This window comes from Vibrio nigripulchritudo ATCC 27043 (assembly GCF_000222685.1).
GTDB classification, from domain to species: Bacteria; Pseudomonadota; Gammaproteobacteria; order Enterobacterales; family Vibrionaceae; genus Vibrio; species Vibrio nigripulchritudo.
The window spans coordinates 19,319-40,121 of sequence record NZ_AFWJ01000235.1 but is presented as its reverse complement, the minus strand read 5'-3'; the positions used below and the strand labels follow the sequence as shown (position 1 = coordinate 40,121).

Below are 20,803 nucleotides of genomic sequence, written 5' to 3'. Positions count from 1 at the left end.
GCTTAAACGTAAGATCCGTGTGTCTATTTTGTTAATAGCGCATTTGCATCTTTATTACTTCACAATTTCAATGTAGTATTCAGATATGAACTCAAAAAAATCTTATTTATTAGTTATTGCACTGGCAGTTTTGGGTGCTGCAGCCTTTTCACAAATTGCAGTCCCTCCCGCTACCGCTTTTATTATTGGTGTTTTTACTTGCGCGCTTCTCCTTTCCCTTTCTAACCCATCTTCAGAGCAGTCAAGTAACGACAAATCCGCAACAACCACTCTATATGTGGGAAACCTTCCTTATAAAGCAAATGAAACACATGTCCGCCAACTGTTTTCAAAACATGGTCAAGTGTTCGCTGTAAGGTTAATGAAGGATAAAAGGACAGGAAAAAGAAGAGGCTTTGGTTTTGTAGTGGTATCCCGTGAGGATGCCGACAAAGTTATTCAAGGCTTGAATGAGCAAGATTATATGGAGAGAACGCTTAAAGTTAGGGTTGCTAATGACCCTAAACATCCTGACTCGGCTGAACAATAAGATCAGAGAAACCGAGTTGGTTTAATGTTTCGTTCAGTGCATCTCTTTCAAAAGGAGGTGCACTGCAAAAAATTCGATGTTTCCTGTCACTTCTCTCACCAGACTCTTCCTGTAAAAGATAAGACACTCGCTTGGCTATTGCTTGCCCTGAATCTATCAACGTTACTTCTGGCATGATGCCCTGGATTTCTTCTTTAAGCAGAGGGAAATGCGTACACCCGAGCACAGCGGTATCTACTTCCCCATTGATTGGAGCCAGTACCTGAGCCAGCTCTTTTGAATCGACAGGGATACCTCTTAACTTTCTTTCCGCCATATCTACTAATTTGGTTGAGCCTAGTAACTTTACTTCTTTGCCGTTTGCAAAATCTTTGATGAGTTCTTGGGTATATTGGCGACTGACGGTCGCTGGAGTTGCAATGAGCCCGACTCCTTTTTCAGAAATCAGAGAGGCAGGTTTGATTGCAGGAACCACTCCGACAACGGGTATGGCTAGATTTGCACGAAGATGAGGAAGAACAAGCGTGCTTGCCGTATTACAGGCGATGACAATTAAGTCGATGCGATACCGTTGGCAATATTCAGAGATTAATGATTGAACCCTTTGAATCAATACGTCGCCATCGAGCTCTCCGTATGGATACGCAGCGTTATCAAACAGATAAAGGTAGTCTAATTGAGGAAGTAGGGTTTGAAGTTCTTGGTATACAGAAAGACCTCCCACCCCTGAATCAAAAATTAAGACTGTTTTCTCTGATTTCATGTCCACAACAGATTGCACTCTACCAATAAGTTGAGCGTATCTTACTGTTAAAGTGTACGCTCGCCAATCTTCGCTTTATATCTTAAATGATGAAAGCGTTCGCCACTTTCTATTTGTTCAGCTTTAATCGACAAACTACCTTTGAAACATGAAGCCGATGTCACCAATGTGTGAAACTCTCCATTTTCTCCACAAGGGTCTATCCCTTCAGGTAAGTTATCAATGAACTCTGTGTTGTACCATTTCCCACATAATGCTTTAGGCAATCGGTGACCATCAATCGTTACGGCTATGGTTTTAATACCCCGTTCAAGTATCTCATTGGCTAAATCTATGCTTGGTGTTTCCATCAAAGGAAAAACACATTCCCATCCCGCTTTTTCTATGTAGCTTTTGCGATACTCAATAATACCGTTGTAAAACATATCGCCAAATGCGACAGCATCGATTTCTAAGTCTGATTCTTCTAATCCCTGAACAATGGCATTTTGATAAATCTCGTTGGGAGGAAAAACTTCAGGTAGTTGAATCATTACCAATGGCAAATTTGCCAATTCAGCCTGCATTTTAACGACTTCAATAGGTGTGACTTGAAATGGGACTTCTTCACCGACATAGGTTGTGTAAAGCCCCACAACTTCATAATTAGGATCTTCAAGCAGACGTATTAAGGTTAACGTTGAGTCCTTGCCTGACGACCAACTGATGACGACTTTTTTGGGTTGTGTCTTCATAGGTATTAAAAAGCCGCCCGAAGGCGGCTTGTATTTAGAACTTGTAGGATGCGTTTATGTAAAATGCACGCTCCGGTGCTGGATAGCCTTTTGCCGTTTCGTATTTAGAGTCAAATAAGTTATCAACTCGAAGACCTGCAGCTAAATCTTCAGAAATATTGAATGTCATCCCCAGATCAGCTGTGGTGTAGGCATCCAGTTTAGCGTCTCCAGAATCGTATCTCTTACCTACATGATTAGCAGCAAGAGACGTATTTAGCCTTTCATATCGGTACGTTGCTACCCATTTGTAATTTTCTTTGGCACGACGAATAAGCTGACTGTCATCCTTTGTATTTTTTGGATCTTTCCAGTCACCAACTAAACGGTGAGAAATTGGCCCAGTACTGAAGTTCAACTCTAGCTCAAGACCTTTGATTTTTGCGTTATCGACATTGGAAGGAACCCACGCACCAGAAGGTTGTGGAGCCCATGCAATCATGTCTTTGATTTCAGAGTGATACGCTGTCAACGTCCATGATAATGCTTCATGATAACCGCGAACACCAATTTCAGAAGACTTAGATGTCTCAGGTTTTAGCTTATCGTTTCCTGCTCCAGGCCAGTAAAGATCATTAAATGTCGGTGCTTTAAACGCTGAACCGTAGCTTGCTAACACTTCAAGTTCTTCATTGATTGCATAGCCACCTGCCAGATTCCAAGTGGTATGCGTACCAAAAACACTATCCTTATCTTGGCGTAGACTTGCTTCTAAAGACAAGGAATCGATTTGTTTAAAGCCAGTAACAAAGAAGGCTAAATTAGATTTTTCTGTTTCTTCGTAGTCAGACGAGTTTGTACCGCCGCGATTAGCTTGTTCTTGTGAATAATCTACACCAGCGTTAAGAATAGTATTTTCAATACCTGTGTAAGTATTCACCCATGCAGCACTCTTGCGCTTTGTTTCCAGTACCGAACGACCAGTGGCATTATTATCAGCATTTCCGTCCGCACCTTTATTACTGGATAAATCAAACTGTAAAGAAGAGGAAAAATCATCTTCATTAAAGTTCAATACTCCGGCAAGAGCGTATTCATTTTTCTCGGATTCTTTTTTTGTACCAGAGCTATCGTACTCGCTCAGGCTTTCTTGAGAGTACCCTGTGAAGGTTGCATTCCAGGCATCATTGAATTTGTGGTTTAGAGAACCAATAAATGTTTTTGAGTCGTATCCATGAACATCATTGTCGCCAGCAGACTCATTAACTTTAAATCCGTCGCTCTTTTCTCCATTGATCAGGAAGTTTCCAGACGTCTTCTCTGAAATCTCACCTGCAGATCGCCAGCCAGCTTCAGAAAAGTTGTTAGTACCAAAGCCCGCTTTCGCCTGATGCACAGAACCTGACGCTGGAATTGTAGTAATTTTAATTACACCACCAATAGCATCAGAACCGTATACAGCAGCACGAGGACCACGAATAACTTCAATCTTCTCGATCGCAAAAGTAGGGATTAAACCTATTGCCGCCCCACCCGATGTCACTGAGTTGATTCGAACATCATCAACAATCACTAAGGCATGACGTGTTGATGTACCGCGAATGTATATACCTGCAGTATTCGCTTTCGTTCCCTGTGTGTAATATTCAACACCTGGCAAGGTTTTAATCACATCAAATATACTTTGAGCCTGAAGTGCTTCTATGTCTTCACGAGTCAATACACTTACAGATGCAAGTACGCTATCCACTGGTTGCTCAAATCGGTTGGCCGTCACAACAAGAGTTTCGGTTTCTGCTGCTTCTTGAGCGACAGAAATGGAGGCGTGAGTAAGCAGCGACGCTACTGTGGTCGCTAGAAGAGTTTTTTTCATTGTCATTTCCTAAATCGCGAGAATCCTTCTAAGACCAAGCTTCATGTTTATACACACTGCTTATCCACTTGGTTCTTACTGCTGGCAGGTATTCGGACTCAAGAGCACACCCCAATTGGGTACCTAGCACTCCACTTCCCGTTTTTAGGTGAAAAACAGTGTTTGGATTTCTCCGGAGCGTTCGTTCTCTGTTACCGCTGCGCGTCAGTTCTGGATTTTCACCAGATTCCCTTTTCAGTTGAAATATCAACCACCAGCATGGTCGAGGATACTAGTTTGCTTTCAAATAGAAGTCTAGACGTATTTCATCTAAGCTATTATGCAGTTCATCACTAGGACACTTTTCCACCACAAGAGAGCCAATAGCTGCATTCTGAATGGGTCCGACAGACGACTTACAACTCTGTGCTGGACAAATAAAGTGGATTGAATAAAATCTGCGCTCCCTGTTTCTAGCAAAAAAGGCATGACTTCATGGCGACACTTGATGTAAACCCAGAGCACTACCAAGCGCAACTGGAAGAAAAGACTCAGCGCCTGACTGAGATGTTTGCTCCGTTTAACGCCCCTGAACTTGAGGTGTTTGAATCGCCAGAGCAACACTATCGAATGCGCGCGGAGTTTCGCGTCTGGCACGAAGGTGAAGAGCTTTACTACATCATGTTTAATCAGGAAACACGCGAGAAATACCGCGTCGACCAATTTCCTGCTGCCAGCCGATTGATCAATGACTTGATGCCTTTGCTTGTCGATGCAATGAAACACAACGACACCTTGCGCCGTAAACTATTCCAAGTGGACTTCCTTTCTACTTTGAGTGGCGAGATTCTGGTGTCTTTGCTTTACCATCGTCAGTTAGATGAAGCATGGGTTGAAGAGGCAAAAGCGCTCAAACAACGACTGAATGATGAAGGGTTTAATCTGAACCTGATTGGACGCGCCCGTAAAATGAAAATCGTGCTCGACCAAGACTACGTCGTTGAGAAGCTTAATGTGAATGGTGATACCTACATTTACCAGCAAGTCGAAAATAGCTTTACTCAGCCCAATGGTATCGTTGCACAGAAGATGCTGGAGTGGGCAGTCGACTGTACACAAGAGAGCACTGGCGATTTGTTGGAACTGTATTGCGGAAACGGCAATTTCTCATTAGCACTTGCTCAGAATTTTGAGCGAGTACTGGCGACCGAACTGGCCAAGCCGTCAGTTGAATCAGCGCAATACAATATTGCCGCCAATAAGATCGACAACGTACAAATCGTTCGCATGTCTGCCGAAGAGTTTACTGAAGCAATGGAAGGTAAGCGAGAGTTCCGCCGCTTGAAACAGCAAAACGTTGACCTGAAAAGCTACAACTGCAACACCATATTTGTTGATCCTCCACGCGCAGGCATGGACGTAGACACTTGTAAAATGGTTCAGGGGTACGAGCGAATTATGTACATCTCTTGTAACCCAGATACGCTTAAAGAGAATCTGGATATCCTGAGTGAAACACACAATATCACTCGCTTTGCCTTGTTCGATCAGTTCCCATATACACACCATATGGAAGCGGGTGTTTTCTTGGAAAGAAAAGCTTAATGCAAAAAAAACCGCTCAGCTGAGCGGTTTTTTATATCTGGTCGATTTATTGAGGCTTGGCGATGTAGCCTAGCTTCTTCCCTACCCAGACCATGAGTATTAAGGTCACCATGATAGAGAAGAAATTGGAACCAGCTTCGGGGTGCTGAGCACCAACAAAAGCTGAATAGCCAAATGCTCCCACAAAGAAACACGCCAGCGCCACGAGCGGGATGTCTTCAGATACCGGGTGACGTAAATATTCTTGGTATAGGTTTTGTACAGCAAGCACCAGTGCGATCACTGGGAAAATAGAGAAAGCGACTTCGCTAACCGTTAGAGCTGATAGCAAAGCGTTACCACACATACCAGCAATCAGAGCCAAAATGAGCGTTTTCTTTTCTGAGCCTTTATCGGCCGTTGGAGCTTCAGTAGACATTGCTTTATCCTGCCTTATTCTTTTTTAGTTCACGTTCTTTACGGTACACATGGGCACCTTTTGCAATCATGCGGAGCTGGGTAATCAGACGATTGGCCAACTCATCGCGTTCATCCCCTTCCAGATCCAAAGCTTCTGCTCCAGAACTGAATACTAAGGTTACCGACGCCTCTGCCTGAGTAAAGGCTTCTTCTCTTGTGACACCATTACCCACCAGATATTCCGTCAGCTCAGCAACAAAATGCTGGATTTCTCTGGCAACGGCTGCACGAAATTCAGATGACGTGCCAGAGCGTTCACGCAACAACAAACGGAATACGTTTGGGCTGCTCTCGATAAATTCCATAAAAGTATCGACCGAGGTTTTAATCACACTGCCTTCTTTGGCAATGCGCTGTCTTGCCTGACGCATCAATTGACGAAGCAGCAATCCACCTTCATCAACCATGGTTAAACCCAGTTCATCCATATCTTTAAAATGACGATAAAAAGACGTTGGTGCAATGCCCGCCTCTCTCGCCACTTCACGTAAGCTTAGATTAGAAAAACTGCGATCGGCACTCAACTGGCTAAAAGCCGCATCTATCAATGAGCGCCGGGTTTTCTCTTTTTGTTGAGCACGGACACCCATGCTCTTTTTATTTTTCTCGTTTGTCATTCTTAACTACGCTTAATAAAGACACTGACCGAAAAGGCAAGCCTTACTATACCTCGAATGCCAGCATAGTCTATGAGACAAAGGTTGTTACTTTACGGATTTTTAAGTGAATTGCTTGCTCGCTACTCGAAGTTACTAATCAGTTCACAGTTTCAGAGTGAAACACAACGTGATCCTCTCCACTGTCTATTGGTCAGAGCATTTACCTGTAAAATGAAAGCGTTAAAATATCGCTATAGCAATGTTAACATTCATAACAAAAGGCAAATATATGACCTCAACGCACTTTGATGCAATAGTAATAGGCAGCGGTCCTGGTGGTGAAGGGGCAGCAATGGGCTTAACAAAGGCGGGGTTAAATGTTGCAATCATTGAGCGAGAGAGCAGTGTTGGCGGCGGTTGTACTCATTGGGGTACCATCCCATCCAAAGCTTTGAGACATGCGGTAAGCCGTATAATCGAATTCAACAGTAACCCTCTCTTTTGCCACAATAATTCCAGCCTACACTCTACATTTTCCAATATCTTAGGGCATGCAAAAACCGTTATCGACAAGCAAACTCGTTTGAGACAAGGCTTTTACGACCGTAACGAATGTTCCCTTATTTTCGGCGAAGCGACATTTACAGACGGCAACACCGTCGCTGTCACCCAACCGGATGGCACCGTCGAGCACTACACCGCAGACAAATTCGTAATTGCCACGGGCTCTAGACCATACCGTCCGGCAGATGTCGACTTTGGTCACGATCGTATCTATGACAGCGATTCGATATTGTCACTGGAGCACGACCCTCGTCATATCATCATCTATGGCGCTGGCGTCATAGGTTGTGAGTATGCGTCTATATTCCGCGGGTTAGGCGTAAAAACAGACCTAATCAACACTCGAGATCGCTTACTTTCTTTTCTGGATAATGAAACCTCCGATGCCCTTTCTTATCACTTCTGGAACAGTGGCGTCATTATTCGCAATGATGAAACTTATGAGCGAATTGAAGGTACAGATGAGGGAGTGATCATTCACCTTGAGTCCGGTAAAAAGATGCGTGCTGACTGCTTGCTTTATGCGAATGGTCGAACGGGTAACACAGATAAACTGAACCTCGAAGCTGTTGGTCTGAAGCCCGACTCACGTGGTCAACTTGCCGTTAACTCCAATTACCAGACTTCGGTAGAGAATATCTATGCCGTTGGCGATGTTATCGGTTACCCAAGCCTTGCCAGTGCGGCTTATGACCAGGGACGATTTGTTGCACAAGCCATTACCAAAGGGCAAGCCGACAACCACCTGATTGAAGACATCCCAACAGGTATTTACACCATTCCGGAAATCAGTTCTGTAGGAAAAACAGAGCAAGAGCTGACGGCGGCAAAAATACCTTACGAAGTGGGACGTTCCTCCTTCAAGCACCTGGCTCGCGCACAGATAGCAGGCAAGGACATTGGCTCACTGAAGATTCTCTTCCACCGCGAAACCAAAGAAATCCTTGGTATCCACTGCTTTGGAGAGCGCGCTGCAGAAATCATTCACATCGGGCAAGCCATCATGGAACAGAAAGGTGAAGCCAATACGATTGAATACTTCGTGAATACGACCTTTAACTACCCAACGATGGCGGAAGCGTATCGTGTGGCCGCATTGAATGGTCTTAACCGCTTGTTTTAATCGGATTTAAATCGGTAAGGGTCAGCACATGCTGACCCTTTCTTTTAGGCAAGGAATGCATTTCGGCGCCACTGCCACGCGAAAACGACAGCGAGCCCCAGTCCACGCATCCCCATAAAGCTCAACATGGCCATCCAGAGCGCGTGATTTCCAAAACCAGCAAAAGCGTAGAACACCAGGAAAAAACTGCACGTTGCGACAAACATACTGTTGCGCATCTCTTTTCCTTTCGTAGCACCAATAAATATGCCGTCGAGTAGAAAGCACCACATGGAGACCAATGGCATGGCTATCAGCCAGGGCAGATAAATATTAGCGTGCTGCCGAACAATAGGAATATCGGTGATCAGACTGATCAACCCTGATCCCGCCAACGCAAAAGCAAACGTTAGACCGATACAGATGATCAGGCTCCAGAAAAATGTCCCTACCAAGGATTGTTTGAGCTGTCTTTCGTCTTTTGCACCAATTGCCTTACCGACCATGGCTTCCATCGCATACGCAAAACCGTCCATGCCATAGGAAATCATCATAAGAAAACTCATCAGAACGGCATTAGCTGCGACTACATCATCGCCAAAGCTTGCCCCTTGGAAGGTCATAAAGCTGAATGTGGCTTGCAAACATAAAGATCGCAGAAATATATCGCGATTTAGGCGGACAAATTTGCCCATCCCATGCTTTAAGAATGGAAGCTGAGACAAGGGGGATGGCAATGTAAGGTGAGACCAGGTTTTGAAAACAAAAAACAACCCCAGCGTCATACCAGAGTAATCGGCTAATACAGAGGCCAATGCCGCCCCCTCGACTTTCCAGCCTAAACCAATCACAAATATCACATCCAGAATGATATTGGTCAGGTTGGAAACGATCACTATCCACATTGGTGCCTTGGCATTTTGCGTTCCCAAAAGCCAGCCTAGGATAACGAAGTTAGCCAACGCAGCAGGTGCACTCCAAGCACGGATTGCAAAATACTGCTGACCATAGTGCTTCACCTGTTCGCTGGCATCACTGAAAGTAAATACCCAATCAGAAATCCACGGATGCAAAAGCAAAAAGCCAAATGCAAACAGCCCTGCCATGGTCAGCCCCTGCATCAGCACTCGGCATAGCTCTTCCCCGTTTTTCGCCCCGCTAGCCTGAGCGGTTAACCCGGTTGTCGCCATTCGCAAAAAGCCAAGCAACCAGAAAGCAACACTGATCATCGTGCTACCTAGTGCGACGCCTCCTAAATACCAAGCATGCTCGAGGTGACCGATCACCGCCGCATCCACCAGCCCTAACAGCGGGATAGTGATGTTGGAGAGCACCATTGGAATAGCAAGCCAGAGCACTTGTTTGTGCAGTGACCAGTTGGATAAGAATGAAAGTTGGGATTTAAACACAGATGACCTCATCGTTTATGCCGACGAGGTTAGCGGTTAGTGGTTGATTAATCAATCACCATCGCATGTGGAGTAAAACTGGTGTCATTCGGTGTTTGAAGAAGGACATTTTTGACAACAAACGCTGCCAGCGTTTCCAGCGGCTACAGTTTTTATCCATTGGAGAATGAACGGTTGCCCATTGATACCAGGGGAGCCAACTCAGGAGTTTTTCCTTAGGCTGCTTTATGGCGTGCTTGTAACCACCACCGCCCAGCTTTTTCCCCCAATGTGAGTTGGCAAGATCACCCGCCACAACAATACACGCTTGAGCATGTATAAAACGTCGACCTAAGGTTTGAATAAACTTAGCGACTTGCTCTTCTTCGCAATCAAGCAAAGCGTGCTCACAAACAATCAATACAGGAGAGGAATCGGGGACAGGTAAATCGCCTAACCAATTGGTATCAACAACACTGCCGCATCTCAGTTGATAACGTTCGCTAGGGTGAAAGAGTTTTTGACGCCATAACAGGTTTTCACTGATGTCCAGCTCAAGCCAGTGGCATCGACCGTTGTCTAAACGATAAAAGCGTGTATCCAAGCCAGCACCTACATTCAGCACCCACGCTTCTGGGTTGTCGATTAAGAAGTTTTTTACTCGTTCATCACACAGCTGTGTGAGTGTTGCGTTTAGTAACTGCTTCTGATCGACATCGCCAGCCAAGCATTCAGGCGCAAGCTCACATCGCTGACATGCACTGGCAGCAATAGGATCATAAACCAAACCATCGTCAACTAAGCTCTCTCTGCTTCGCAGCCACATTGGCTGAAGCAGATTCGCTGGTATGCGATAGTGCGATTTAGGTCGCTTGAAGTGTGGCTGAGTCATTATCATCTTCCCTACAATAATAGCTAGATGATAATGACTATCATTTAATAATGCAAAATTTAATTACATCCAATCTGCATTTCTGATGACACCAACAGCAATTCCTTCTATTGCCAGGTGCTGAGCAGTCAGATCCACTTTGATCGGTTCAAACTCTTCATTCTCGGCGTGCAGAAGAACGGTTGATCCTTTACGTTCAAGGCGTTTCACCGTTACGTCTTCATCGACACGAGCCACGACAACCTGACCATCGCGTACATCTTGAGTTTTATGAACAGCTAGCAAATCGCCATCCATAATGCCGATGTCCTTCATACTCATCCCGTTAACACGAAGTAAGAAATCCGCTTGAGGCTTAAACATCGCAGGGTCGACCTGGTAATGCGTTTCTACGTGCTCTTGTGCCAGGATAGGCTCACCTGCCGCAACCTGACCGATCAAAGGCAAACCTTCTTCTTCCGGATCATCTTCAAGCAGAATTCGGATGCCTCGTGAAGCACCGGGAATGATCTCGATGGCTTCTTTTCTGGCAAGCGCTTTAAGGTGTTCTTCAGCGGCATTTGCAGAACGAAACCCCAGTTCACGTGCGATTTCAGCACGAGTTGGGGGCATACCTGATGCATCAATCTTATCTTTAATCAGATCGAAGACTTGTTGTTGGCGCGGCGTTAGTGGCTTCATGTCTCACCTGTCTTTTTATACAGTTAACTGTGAGTATATCCAGTAACTGAACGATTTCAAAGACAATTGTTTATTTTTTAACGGATTTGTCTTTTTACCTTCACTTCTCATGCCATTTTATCCGCTACACTTTTCAGAATTGGCATCTTTACTATCACCATCTGTGCAATGGGTATTAAAAGCGGGATCCACCGTAGTGCAGATGAGATATTACAAAAATGGGATAAAAGGTTAGACCAGTTTCTGCTATCCTTGCTGCGCAATTATTCAGGAGGTCATGTTTTAAACACATAACCACCGTCACACACATGCTGAGGCAAACATTCACTATGTCTTCTGGACAAACGCTTTCTCGAACTTTGATGAAACTGCCGCTTTCCGTATTGGTGAAAGGCACGACCATCCCATCAAATCCAGTGGAAGATTTGGGCATTGATATCACTAAGCCCATTGTTTACGCACTCCCATTTCGCTCCAACGTCGATTTGCTGACATTTCAGCGATACGCCATTGAACTTGGTCTCCCAGATCCGCTATCTGCGCTGGAGATAAATGGTCAGCCATTTGGTCGGTTTGTGTTTACCTCATCACGCCCAACCTTGATTCAGGATGATCATGACGCGCCATCAGAGTCGGTTGACCTGTTTACGGAACTGCTAAAACTGCATACCAACGACAGTGATTTGGATGTTCAGGTGATTCCTGTCAGTGTGATGTGGGGAAGAAAACCCGGTAAAGAAGACCGTCAGAAGCCTTATCTGGAAAGTATGAATGGTCCACAGAAAGCAAAAGCACTTTTGCTTTCTGGTCGAGATTGTCTGGTCCGGTTCAGCCCGGTTGTGTCACTTCGATTCATGGCAGACAGTCACGGCACCGACAAAGAAATTGCGCATAAGTTAACGCGTGTTGCCCGCATTCACTTTTCTCGTCAGAAACTCGCCGCTTCAGGACCAAACTTGCCTGAACGTCAGGCTCTGTTTCAACGGTTGTTGCGCTCAGAAGCGATAAAGAAAGCCGTCGAGGATGAAGCCAAGAGCAAAGGCATCACCATTGAGAAGGCAGAAAAAGAAGCCAGAGCCATCATGGATGAAGTGGCCGCGGACTTCTCTTACTCCTTAATAAAGAAAGGCGACCGCTTCTTGGGGTGGTTGTGGAATAAGCTTTATCAAGGCTTGAACATCAACAATGCATCTACGGTGCGAAAGCTCGCTCAGGATGGTCACGAGATTGTTTATGTGCCCTGCCACCGCAGCCATATGGACTATCTGTTGCTGTCTTATGTTCTTTATCAGGAAGGAATGGTGCCACCTCATATTGCCGCTGGCATCAATCTGAATTTCTTCCCAGCAGGTCCGATTTTCCGTCGTGGTGGTGCGTTCTTTATTCGTCGCAGCTTTAAAGGCAATAAGCTTTACTCAACTATCTTCCGTGAATATCTGGCAGAACTGTTTGCCAAAGGTTACTCAGTGGAATATTTCAGTGAAGGTGGTCGCTCTCGTACCGGTCGCTTACTTCAGGCGAAAACTGGCATGCTGGCAATGACCATTCAAGCTATGCTCCGAGGTTTGAACCGCCCTGTGACTTTGGTTCCTGTGTACATTGGTTATGAGCACGTGATGGAAGTTTCGACTTATGCCAAAGAACTTCGAGGTAAACGCAAAGAGAAAGAGAATGCGGGTCTGGTTCTTAAAACTCTGCGTAAGCTTCGCAACTTTGGTCGGGGTTATGTGAATTTTGGTGAACCCATTCCGCTCAATCAGTATCTGAATGAGCACGTGCCTGAATGGACAAACGACATCGACCCGGTAGATAGCCCGAAACCTCAGTGGATGACACCGGTCGTGAATCAACTGGCTGAAAAGATGATGACGCACATCAACGATGCAGCAGCGACCAATGCTTTGACTCTGTGTGCTCTGGCTTTGCTGGCTTCTCGCCAGCGTGCACTGTCACACGACACACTTGTTCAGCAGATAGACAGCTATTTAGCACTTCTGCGACAGGTGCCTTATTCCAGTACCAGCACCACACCCAATACGGATGCTGAAGCACTGGTGAAGCATGCCGTTGGGCTGGACAAGTTTGTGATAGAGCCCGATACCATGGGCGATATCGTGTCGCTGGATCGCCAGCAATCGATTTTGATGACCTATTATCGGAACAACATCATTCATCTGTTCGCCATTCCATCACTGATTGCTCAGTCGGTGGTTCAGCACGAAAGCTTGTCGGTGTCCAAATTGACGGAAATCGTCACGACTTTGTATCCGTTTTTAAAGAAAGAGCTTTTCTTACATTACGATGAAGACGACATCGCTGAAGTTGTGGAAAAAACCGTTGCTGAGTTCGCGAGACAGGAGATTGTATATCTGGATGGCGATACTGTGTCCATTAGCCAGAAGCGTATTCAGTCGCTGATTTTGTACGCTCGTACAATTCAGGAAACCTTGCAGCGCTACTCCATTGCCATTACTCAACTGGCAGATGCCCCTGAGTTAGGCAGAGCAGAGCTGGAGCAACGCAGCCAGCAAGTCGCTCAGCGCCTTGGTCGACTGCATGGTATCAATGCGCCTGAGTTTTTTGATAAAGGGGTGTTTGCGGCACTATTCAGTACCCTAAAAGATCAGGAATATCTGGATTTAGATGGTCAGTGCGACCTGTCCAAAACAAAGGAGCTGGCTTGCACCTTGTCGAAATTGCTGCCAACCGAAGTCAAACTGACCATTCAGGAAAGCCGTCAGTCAGAAGGTTAATGGCATTTCTCAGATAGAAAAAGACCACCCAAGGGTGGTCTTTTTTTGTTAGCGATTTAAGTCACCGCAATCACTTCCGATGGCGTATGAGGCGCTACGGAGTGCCCATAATGGTATTTAATGATGGTACGGCGCTTGGCCATTTTCCCTTCATTAATCGCTGCGTTCAGCACGCTGGCTGGCAGCCGGAAACGAATGGTGTATCCCTTTCCTTGTCGGGCACTGTATGTTTGCAGTGCGATCAAATCAAACAACCGCTCAAGCTTGTCGACTGGCTCTTCGTGATACTCGGTCTCTGCGTCAGAATCCAGCTCATAGTCTGGGTGGTCTTCCGCATTCCAAGCCGCACGTCTTCGACGCTTCTCCTCTAGCGTTGCCCTTCGTTCCGCACTCGACTTGTTCAGTTCCGCTGGCGGAGCCACGGGTTCCCTGACCTTGTTGTCGCGTGCAACTTGTTCGGTTTGTATATTGACCGACGGGGCAATCAGCGGAACGCTGGCACTGGTCGGGTTGACTAACATAACAAACCTCCCACAAAGGTAATGATTGCCACAAACCCCATAAAACCATGGTGTTGTGGCGTTTCGCCCATACGGGTAATCGCAAAACTAATCTGTATACAGTTTAGCCTGCTAATCACTTTAACGGCAGGTTGCTCAATTTATTTACAGAACTCGGTGATCTTTTCGCAAAACTCATCGAGCTCTGTCATAAATGGAGCGTGCGATGACTGCTCGAACGTATGAGAAATACTAGCAGGAGACCAGTGTGCCATGTCTTTCGAAACCTTGATTGGTACCAGTCCGTCCAGGCGACCATAAACTCGCAGAAAGGGGATATCGATGTTTGCAAGTTGCTCCCTCAAATCCACGTCAGCAAGAATGTCTAAGCCAGCAAGCAACACTTCTTGATTCGGTAACGGGCGCGACAAAACGGCTTGTTTTAGCTGTTTCACATCCTGACGAGCAGAGGGGCTGCCCATCGCCTGAAGCGCCATAAAACGTTCTACCGTTAACTGGAAATCTTCTACCAACTGCTGTGTAAACATGGTTAACACATTTGGCTGTATGCCACGCCAGGGTTTTGCTGCCGCAAACTTTGGTGAGCTTGCAACGGTCACTAACTTAGATACGCGTTCTTTGTGATTCAGAGCAGCGTGAGTCGCAACTAAGCCACCGAGTGACCAGCCTAGCCAGATCGCTTGCTGTGGTGCGTCTTTCAGCACTTCTGCAACTATAGATTCTAAATTCAACGCTGATACCGCATTGCTGTGCCCGTATCCGGGTAAATCCACCACATGTACAGAAAAATGTTCAGACAGGTTTTCAGCCGTTTGCTGCCAGACAGCGCCGTTCATTCCCCATCCATGTAACAAAACCAAGTCGGGTCCTTGCCCGAAAGACTGCCAATACAACGACGTCGTCATGCTTTTCTCTCTTAAACCGTTTTTCGAACATTTAATGGGATACCATGCTCATTAACTTTAACTATTTGAATACGTTATGGTGATTTCCAGCTGGCTAAAGCTCAAATTACACCGTTATTTTAATCTGCAATGCCCGCTATGTGGTCTGAACATTGAAGAGCCCACACCAGAAACACGATGGTGCAAACATTGCCTGAACAGCATGAGCGATCCTTGCCGTTGCCAATGCTGCGGGCTGCCTAATTTGGAACCTAGTGAATTCTGTGGTGAGTGCTTAAGCAACCCGCCTCCCTGGCGCCGTCTGTATTGTGTGAACGACTATCGTCCACCGCTTTCGCATTATATCCACAGCCTGAAATTTCAGCATCAGTTTCGGCTAGCCCCTGACCTCAGCTACTTGCTTGCGCAGAAAATTGCAGAGCCTGCCGATGTGATTACTTCCGTCCCACTTCACTGGCGCAGAGAACTGATACGCGGCTACAACCAGAGTGACCACCTGGCAAGAGCATTGTGTCAGCATCTCAATGTGCCTGAACGATTTAATCCGAATCTGTTCAAGCGGGTGAAATATACTGCCCCTCAACTCGGTCAGGATAAAAAGGCGAGGCATAGAAACCTTTATGGTGCTTTTCGGTTAATTGCGCCTCCAGCTGCAAAGCACGTAGCAATCGTCGACGATGTGGTGACAACGGGCAGCACTATCCGACAAATGTGTAATTTACTGCTTGATGTTGGCGTAGAAACCATCGATATTTACTGCATATGCCGAACCCCTGAGCCGAAATAGCTAAAATAAGTTATGACTTAAAAAGCTGGATCGATTTACTCACGGGGGTAAAATGGTCAAATAGTTTACTAAATTACTTGGGTATTGGTCGTGTCGAATACAATTACTATTACAGAAAATGCACAGTCTCACTTTGCGAAATTGCTGGAACAGCAGCCAGAAGGCACGAACATTCGTGTTTTCGTAGTTAACCCTGGCACTCAAAACGCAGAATGTGGCGTGTCTTATTGCCCACCAGAAGCCGTAGAAGCCAGCGACACTGAGCTGGAATATGAATATTTCTCTGCGTTTGTCGACGAGCTGAGTATGCCTTTCCTTGAAGACGCAGAAATCGACTTTGTCACTGATAAAATGGGCTCTCAACTGACTCTGAAAGCACCTAACGCAAAAATGCGTAAAGTGTCTGATGACGCCCCTTTGATGGAGCGTGTTGAATACGCGATCCAAACTCAGGTTAACCCTCAGCTTGCCGGTCATGGCGGTCACGTCAGCTTAATTGAAATTACGGACGATGGTATTGCACTGGTTCAGTTTGGTGGCGGTTGTAACGGCTGCTCAATGGTCGACGTAACGCTTAAGGAAGGTATCGAGAAAGAGCTTCTGGCTCAGTTTGAAGGTGAACTGACAGCGGTACGAGACTCTACCGAACACGATCGTGGTGAACACTCTTACTACTAAGATCGTTTCAGCAAAACAGATACAAGAAAGCCGGGTAAACATACCCGGCTTTTTCATTGGCTTGAATCAGGATTAAGCCAGAAATATGATTACAGCTTGCTCCAAGCTGAGTCCCATGCCCAACCAGTACCTGGTGCGTATGCACCACCAGCTGAACACCAAAGACCACCTGGGAAACCTAAGCACTGATAACGGTTACCGTCTTCAGCTAGAACAACCGTACCAAACGTGTAGTTTGAGATGCCTTCTGGGTAAACAAAGTCGTAGGTACCGCCGTTACCACCGCCTGTTGTTGTCGCTTCTGCACTTACGTTCGCAGTGTAAACTGACGTGCCCTTGTCTGTAGAGAAGGAAAGCTGAGCTTTCGCGGTGCCTGCTGCGCTTGCACCAAACTCAACTGATACCTGACAGCTTTGGTTCGCAGTCAAAGTAGATTGTGAACAGTTGTCAGCACCAATAACAGGGGAAGATGCCACACCAGAACCAGCAACAGATACTGTGTTCAATGTGAAGGCTTCGGTACCTGTGTTTTTAATGCTAAAGGTATGAGACTTGGTTTCACCCACTTTGAATGAAGCCAGCGATTGATCTTTAGTGTAGCCGACAGAGTAGTTACCACCTGGAGCAGAGATTACCGTGTCTAACCAGCCACGAAGTGCTGCTATGTCACTGTAAACACCATAGTTACCAGCGGCAGCACAACCAATACCCCAACTTACAACACCAAGCTGTGTAATCGTTCCTGAACGGTTCACAACGATCGGACCACCGCTGTCACCCTGACAGGAGTCCTTTCCGCCCTGCGGAAGACCAGCACAGAACTCTACACTACCAACATTGTTGTATGGTCCGCCTGCCGCACGACAAGTTGCGTCAGAAACTAGTGGTACGTCTACTTCTTGTAAGCGAGAAGGAGAGGCGCCTCCTGAAGAAAGTCGACCTAAACCAGCTACAGATAGAAGGTCACCAATGCCAGCGTACTGGCTTAGAGAACCTGCAGCAATTTCGACAGTGGTCGCCGTTGGAAGCACTCGATCCAACTTAAGTACAGCGATGTCGTTTTTGTAGGTACTAGAATTGTAGTTAGGATGCATGTGGATCTGAGTAACGTTAGCGCGCTGTCCGTCGTTTCCACGACGCGTCTTAGCACCAACTCGTACAGATACCCCCGAGGCTAGAGCGCCATCCACACAGTGTGCAGCAGTCAATACGTAACCGTCACCCAGATTACTGCCGCCACAAGAATAAGTTTTGTTGCCTATCTTGATCTGCAGGTGGCTGAAAAAACCCCAGTTTGCAGTGTTGGCATCGCCACCACCAACAATACGTGGTGTTACTTCAAACCCAGCTCCTGGTATTTCCGCACCAATGGTTACCATAGGTGCTAGCATGGCTGTGACTAGGGCCATATTCCTTGTTATTTTCAAAATATTATCCTCATATTTTTTATATTAAGCCGTCGACAGGTGCCGAACGGTCTATATAAACAAGCATGTTTTTTGAAAAATCCAAGGTGCCGAGGAAGGAAAAATTTTAGCCTGTGAGCGTAATTTTATAAAAAAGTAATTGACCTGTTTATCAACAGATTTTTTTTGATTGGGAAGCCTTCAATTACAGAATAAGACTCTGTAATCACAGGAAGAGTCAAGCAGGATAAATGAGATCTGCAGCCAAGCAGATCCCTGCTAGAAGAAGGGAGAAATCGACTTCTATCGAGTTAACAGAATGGAATCCCAAGGGAGTTCTTCGTCACCCAAAACAATAAAATTAGGATTTTCTAATGTTTCGCGCTCGTTATAAGAAAGCGGTTCCAGCTTGGTACTGAGGATCCGCCCTCCTGCTTCACTCACAATGCACTGAGTCGCAGCGGTGTCCCATTCTCCTGTTGGCCCTAATCGCAGGTAGCAGTCCACTGCTCCCTCAGCCACCAAACAGGCTTTCAAAGCTGCCGAACCTAATGGTACTAACTCAAAATTCCACGAAGAGCACAGCTTACTGGTAATGCTGTTAATATCCTGGCGGCGACTAATTGCAATCGCTAAAGACTGGCTGTCGCCATGATGACGGTGTGTTTCGATGGCAACGCTTTCGTCCATGTCCGGAATTTTCCATGCACCTTTGCCTTTGTACGCATAGTAGGTCACGCCAGACACTGGAGCGTAAACCACCCCCATCACAGGTTCGTTGTCTTCTACCAACGCAATGATAGTGGCAAAGTCACCACTTCGAGCGATGAACTCCTGAGTTCCGTCCAGTGGGTCGACCAGCCAGTAGCGACTCCACTGAGAACGCTTTTCAAGGCTAATGTCCGCCGCTTCTTCAGAAAGCACGGGAATATCCGGTGTTAATTCACTCAGCTTCTCAACAATCAGCTTGTGTGCGGCAATGTCAGCACTAGTTACCGGTGTTGCGTCGGACTTGGTGTATTCTTCGTATTGTTTATTTTCGTAGATATCATGGATAAGCTGCCCAGCACTGCGGGCAACGGTGATAACTGAAGGGATAAGGTGAGAAAGATCTTCCGCCATAGGGCATTTCCTTACTCAGACGTGTTTAAATACCGCTGAGCTAACATCAGTGCAGTTATACTGCGGGCTTCACAAAAATCCAGATGGGTCAGCAGCTCATCAGCTTGCTGCAGAGGCCACCGAACCAGTTCTAAAGGCTCAGGCTCATCCCCTTCCAGTGATTCAGGATACAAATCTTGCGCCAGAAAAAGCGTCATCTTACTTGAGAAGTAAGATGGCGCCAGCACCACCTGTTTTAGCGGTGTCAGTTCTTTTGCGCCGTATCCAATTTCTTCTTTTAATTCTCGGTTTGCTGCTTCGTCTGGAGTTTCACCCGGGTCTACCAAACCTTTTGGGAACCCCAACTCGTAGCGCTCGGTACCTGCGGCATACTCGCGCACCAACAGCAAATCACCTTGTTCGGTCACTGGCACTATCATTACAGCTGAGCGACCGCTGGGTTTCATTCTTTCATAGACGCGCTCTTCCCCATTTGAGAAACGTAAGTCGAGCGACTCTATAGTAAACAGTTTAGATTGGGCGACCGTTTTTGTAGCCAAAATTTGTGGCTTTTTTTCTTCTGCCATAACTTTCCCTTAAGATTCGACCCAACTTTTTAACACGACCAATATATCATCAAAAAAACTGTTCTGTTGAGCTTTCAAGATTGATTTTTGTTCGTATTGAGACATTTAGTTTTCTAAGGCAGGGAGTTACGGCTCAGTGAGACTGAGCCGTTCGAGATATCAAAGGCGCCCAGAGTATTGGAATGGGTACTGACCTTGATTATTTGGATTGCCCAGCCAGTTTAGCTGGCTAGACATTGAAGGGGGAAATTCTGCACCGGGTTTAAACCAAGCTGTCACATTGTACTGTTGGTTTGGAGACAAGTTTGCATCAAAGGCACTGGTTACCTGCGCATGTTTCTGCTCACCTTTTGCAGTAAGCGTATTGTCTTCACAGATGATGTCAGATGTCACTTCACCAAGTACCAGCTCACCCAAAGGTGTACCTAGCTTGCCACCGTTCCATGCCAAGTTTCCAGTTGCGCTCTGACACCATGGCTGACCGTACTGAAAGTCTTTAATCGCCAGTTCCAATTGCCCCTGAACATCCACAGGTGCCGGAACCTGAGCAAACCTCAGTACGTTTTCAGCAGGCATAGACGCAAAAATATTCTCGCCATACAGGCCACCAAAACCAAAGCCAACTGCTCCTTTACCGTGAAGTTGAAGCTCACTGCCTCGCCCAAAACGAACTAAAAATTCGGCTTTTCCACTGACCAGAGCAGAAGGCTGAAAATTCCAGCTTAGCTGACCAAAATTCTGACCCTGCCACGCGACGTTGGAAGCCTGACCGCGCCAAACAGACCCAGTTAAATGACCAAGCTCTAAGCCTCGAACTTTCGGAGCATACTGATAAACAAATGACACTGGCATGTGCACAACCAGGCTAACAATCAGCACCAGAACAAATACAGACACATACCCTAAAAAACGCTTCAA

General features: G+C 46.2%; 20 protein-coding genes and 1 riboswitch. Of the genes, 6 read left to right on the top strand and 14 right to left on the bottom strand.

What is annotated here, in order from left to right; all coding sequences use genetic code 11:
- Positions 1–85 precede the first annotated feature (85 nt).
- Entirely contained in the window at positions 86–529 is a 444-nt protein-coding gene (locus tag RH89_RS16745) for an RNA recognition motif domain-containing protein (RefSeq protein WP_004404551.1), read from the top strand.
- Here RH89_RS16745 and murI read toward each other — a convergent pair.
- The 3 genes from murI to RH89_RS16730 are packed head-to-tail and all read right to left on the bottom strand — an operon-like array spanning position 501 to position 3,878.
- The gene (gene murI / locus RH89_RS16740; RefSeq protein ID WP_407701141.1) at positions 501–1,298 is read right to left on the bottom strand and encodes a glutamate racemase; all 798 of its coding nucleotides are present in this window, start codon (positions 1,296–1,298) and stop codon (positions 501–503) included. The genes RH89_RS16745 and murI overlap by 29 nt on opposite strands.
- Positions 1,299–1,339: 41 nt before the next feature.
- On the bottom strand, positions 1,340–2,026 hold the full coding sequence (locus RH89_RS16735; protein ID WP_004404547.1) for a Dph6-related ATP pyrophosphatase: 687 nt from the start codon (positions 2,024–2,026) through the stop codon (positions 1,340–1,342).
- 34 nt (positions 2,027–2,060) lie between these two features.
- The gene (locus RH89_RS16730; RefSeq protein WP_004404545.1) at positions 2,061–3,878 is read right to left on the bottom strand and encodes a TonB-dependent receptor domain-containing protein; all 1,818 of its coding nucleotides are present in this window, start codon (positions 3,876–3,878) and stop codon (positions 2,061–2,063) included.
- Positions 3,879–3,944: 66 nt separating this feature from the next.
- Positions 3,945–4,151, bottom strand: a riboswitch (cobalamin riboswitch).
- 201 nt (positions 4,152–4,352) lie between these two features.
- Between RH89_RS16730 and trmA the strand changes: the two genes are divergently transcribed.
- Positions 4,353–5,462, top strand: coding sequence for a tRNA (uridine(54)-C5)-methyltransferase TrmA (gene trmA / locus RH89_RS16725; protein WP_004404543.1), 1,110 nt, complete (start codon positions 4,353–4,355; stop codon positions 5,460–5,462).
- Positions 5,463–5,508: 46 nt separating this feature from the next.
- Here trmA and RH89_RS16720 read toward each other — a convergent pair whose 3' ends face one another.
- Positions 5,509–5,880 (bottom strand): YijD family membrane protein, encoded by a 372-nt coding sequence (locus RH89_RS16720; RefSeq protein ID WP_004404541.1) that lies wholly within the window; start codon positions 5,878–5,880, stop codon positions 5,509–5,511.
- Between the two features lie 4 nt (positions 5,881–5,884).
- A complete protein-coding gene (gene fabR, locus RH89_RS16715) occupies positions 5,885–6,511 on the bottom strand; it encodes an HTH-type transcriptional repressor FabR (RefSeq protein WP_022551820.1) in 627 nt (208 codons plus the stop codon).
- Between the two features lie 298 nt (positions 6,512–6,809).
- Between fabR and sthA the strand changes: the two genes are divergently transcribed.
- On the top strand, positions 6,810–8,207 hold the full coding sequence (gene sthA / locus RH89_RS16710; protein ID WP_004404537.1) for a Si-specific NAD(P)(+) transhydrogenase: 1,398 nt from the start codon (positions 6,810–6,812) through the stop codon (positions 8,205–8,207).
- A gap of 44 nt (positions 8,208–8,251) precedes the next feature.
- Here the strand turns inward: sthA and dinF are convergent, their stop codons facing one another.
- The 3 genes from dinF to lexA all read right to left on the bottom strand — a co-directional run bounded on the left by dinF (position 8,252) and on the right by lexA (position 11,147).
- Complete coding sequence (dinF, locus tag RH89_RS16705; RefSeq protein WP_038146432.1) at positions 8,252–9,607, bottom strand: MATE family efflux transporter DinF; 1,356 nt, start codon at positions 9,605–9,607, stop codon at positions 8,252–8,254.
- Positions 9,608–9,650: 43 nt separating this feature from the next.
- On the bottom strand, positions 9,651–10,466 hold the full coding sequence (locus RH89_RS16700) for a class I SAM-dependent methyltransferase (RefSeq protein ID WP_004404533.1): 816 nt from the start codon (positions 10,464–10,466) through the stop codon (positions 9,651–9,653).
- A 63-nt stretch (positions 10,467–10,529) separates the two neighbouring features.
- Positions 10,530–11,147, bottom strand: coding sequence for a transcriptional repressor LexA (lexA, locus tag RH89_RS16695; RefSeq protein ID WP_004404532.1), 618 nt, complete (start codon positions 11,145–11,147; stop codon positions 10,530–10,532).
- 329 nt (positions 11,148–11,476) lie between these two features.
- On the opposite strand from lexA, the gene plsB reads away from it, so the two are divergent.
- Positions 11,477–13,900 carry a glycerol-3-phosphate 1-O-acyltransferase PlsB gene (gene plsB, locus RH89_RS16690; RefSeq protein ID WP_004404524.1) on the top strand — a complete coding sequence of 808 codons (2,424 nt, stop codon included), beginning with the start codon at positions 11,477–11,479 and terminating at the stop codon, positions 13,898–13,900.
- Positions 13,901–13,956: 56 nt separating this feature from the next.
- On the opposite strand, the gene RH89_RS16685 is transcribed toward plsB, so the two are convergent.
- Both RH89_RS16685 and bioH read right to left on the bottom strand, forming a co-directional pair.
- Positions 13,957–14,421 (bottom strand): hypothetical protein, encoded by a 465-nt coding sequence (locus tag RH89_RS16685; protein WP_004404522.1) that lies wholly within the window; start codon positions 14,419–14,421, stop codon positions 13,957–13,959.
- Between the two features lie 140 nt (positions 14,422–14,561).
- Positions 14,562–15,326 (bottom strand): pimeloyl-ACP methyl ester esterase BioH, encoded by a 765-nt coding sequence (gene bioH, locus RH89_RS16680; protein ID WP_004404520.1) that lies wholly within the window; start codon positions 15,324–15,326, stop codon positions 14,562–14,564.
- A 76-nt stretch (positions 15,327–15,402) separates the two neighbouring features.
- On the opposite strand from bioH, the gene RH89_RS16675 reads away from it, so the two are divergent.
- Positions 15,403–16,113, top strand: a complete 711-nt coding sequence (locus tag RH89_RS16675; protein ID WP_004404518.1) for an amidophosphoribosyltransferase — start codon at positions 15,403–15,405, stop codon at positions 16,111–16,113.
- Between the two features lie 90 nt (positions 16,114–16,203).
- A complete protein-coding gene (nfuA, locus tag RH89_RS16670) occupies positions 16,204–16,791 on the top strand; it encodes a Fe-S biogenesis protein NfuA (RefSeq protein ID WP_004404517.1) in 588 nt (195 codons plus the stop codon).
- Between the two features lie 89 nt (positions 16,792–16,880).
- Here nfuA and RH89_RS16665 read toward each other — a convergent pair whose 3' ends face one another.
- The 4 genes from RH89_RS16665 to RH89_RS16650 form a co-directional block, all read right to left on the bottom strand.
- Entirely contained in the window at positions 16,881–18,200 is a 1,320-nt protein-coding gene (locus tag RH89_RS16665) for a trypsin-like serine protease (RefSeq protein WP_139063303.1), read from the bottom strand.
- A 300-nt stretch (positions 18,201–18,500) separates the two neighbouring features.
- Positions 18,501–19,319: a 3'(2'),5'-bisphosphate nucleotidase CysQ gene (cysQ, locus tag RH89_RS16660; protein ID WP_004404513.1), complete on the bottom strand. Its 819-nt coding sequence runs from the start codon at positions 19,317–19,319 to the stop codon at positions 18,501–18,503.
- An 11-nt stretch (positions 19,320–19,330) separates the two neighbouring features.
- Positions 19,331–19,885, bottom strand: coding sequence for an ADP compounds hydrolase NudE (gene nudE, locus RH89_RS16655; protein ID WP_004404512.1), 555 nt, complete (start codon positions 19,883–19,885; stop codon positions 19,331–19,333).
- Between the two features lie 159 nt (positions 19,886–20,044).
- Positions 20,045–20,803 (bottom strand): type II secretion system protein N, encoded by a 759-nt coding sequence (locus RH89_RS16650; protein ID WP_004404510.1) that lies wholly within the window; start codon positions 20,801–20,803, stop codon positions 20,045–20,047.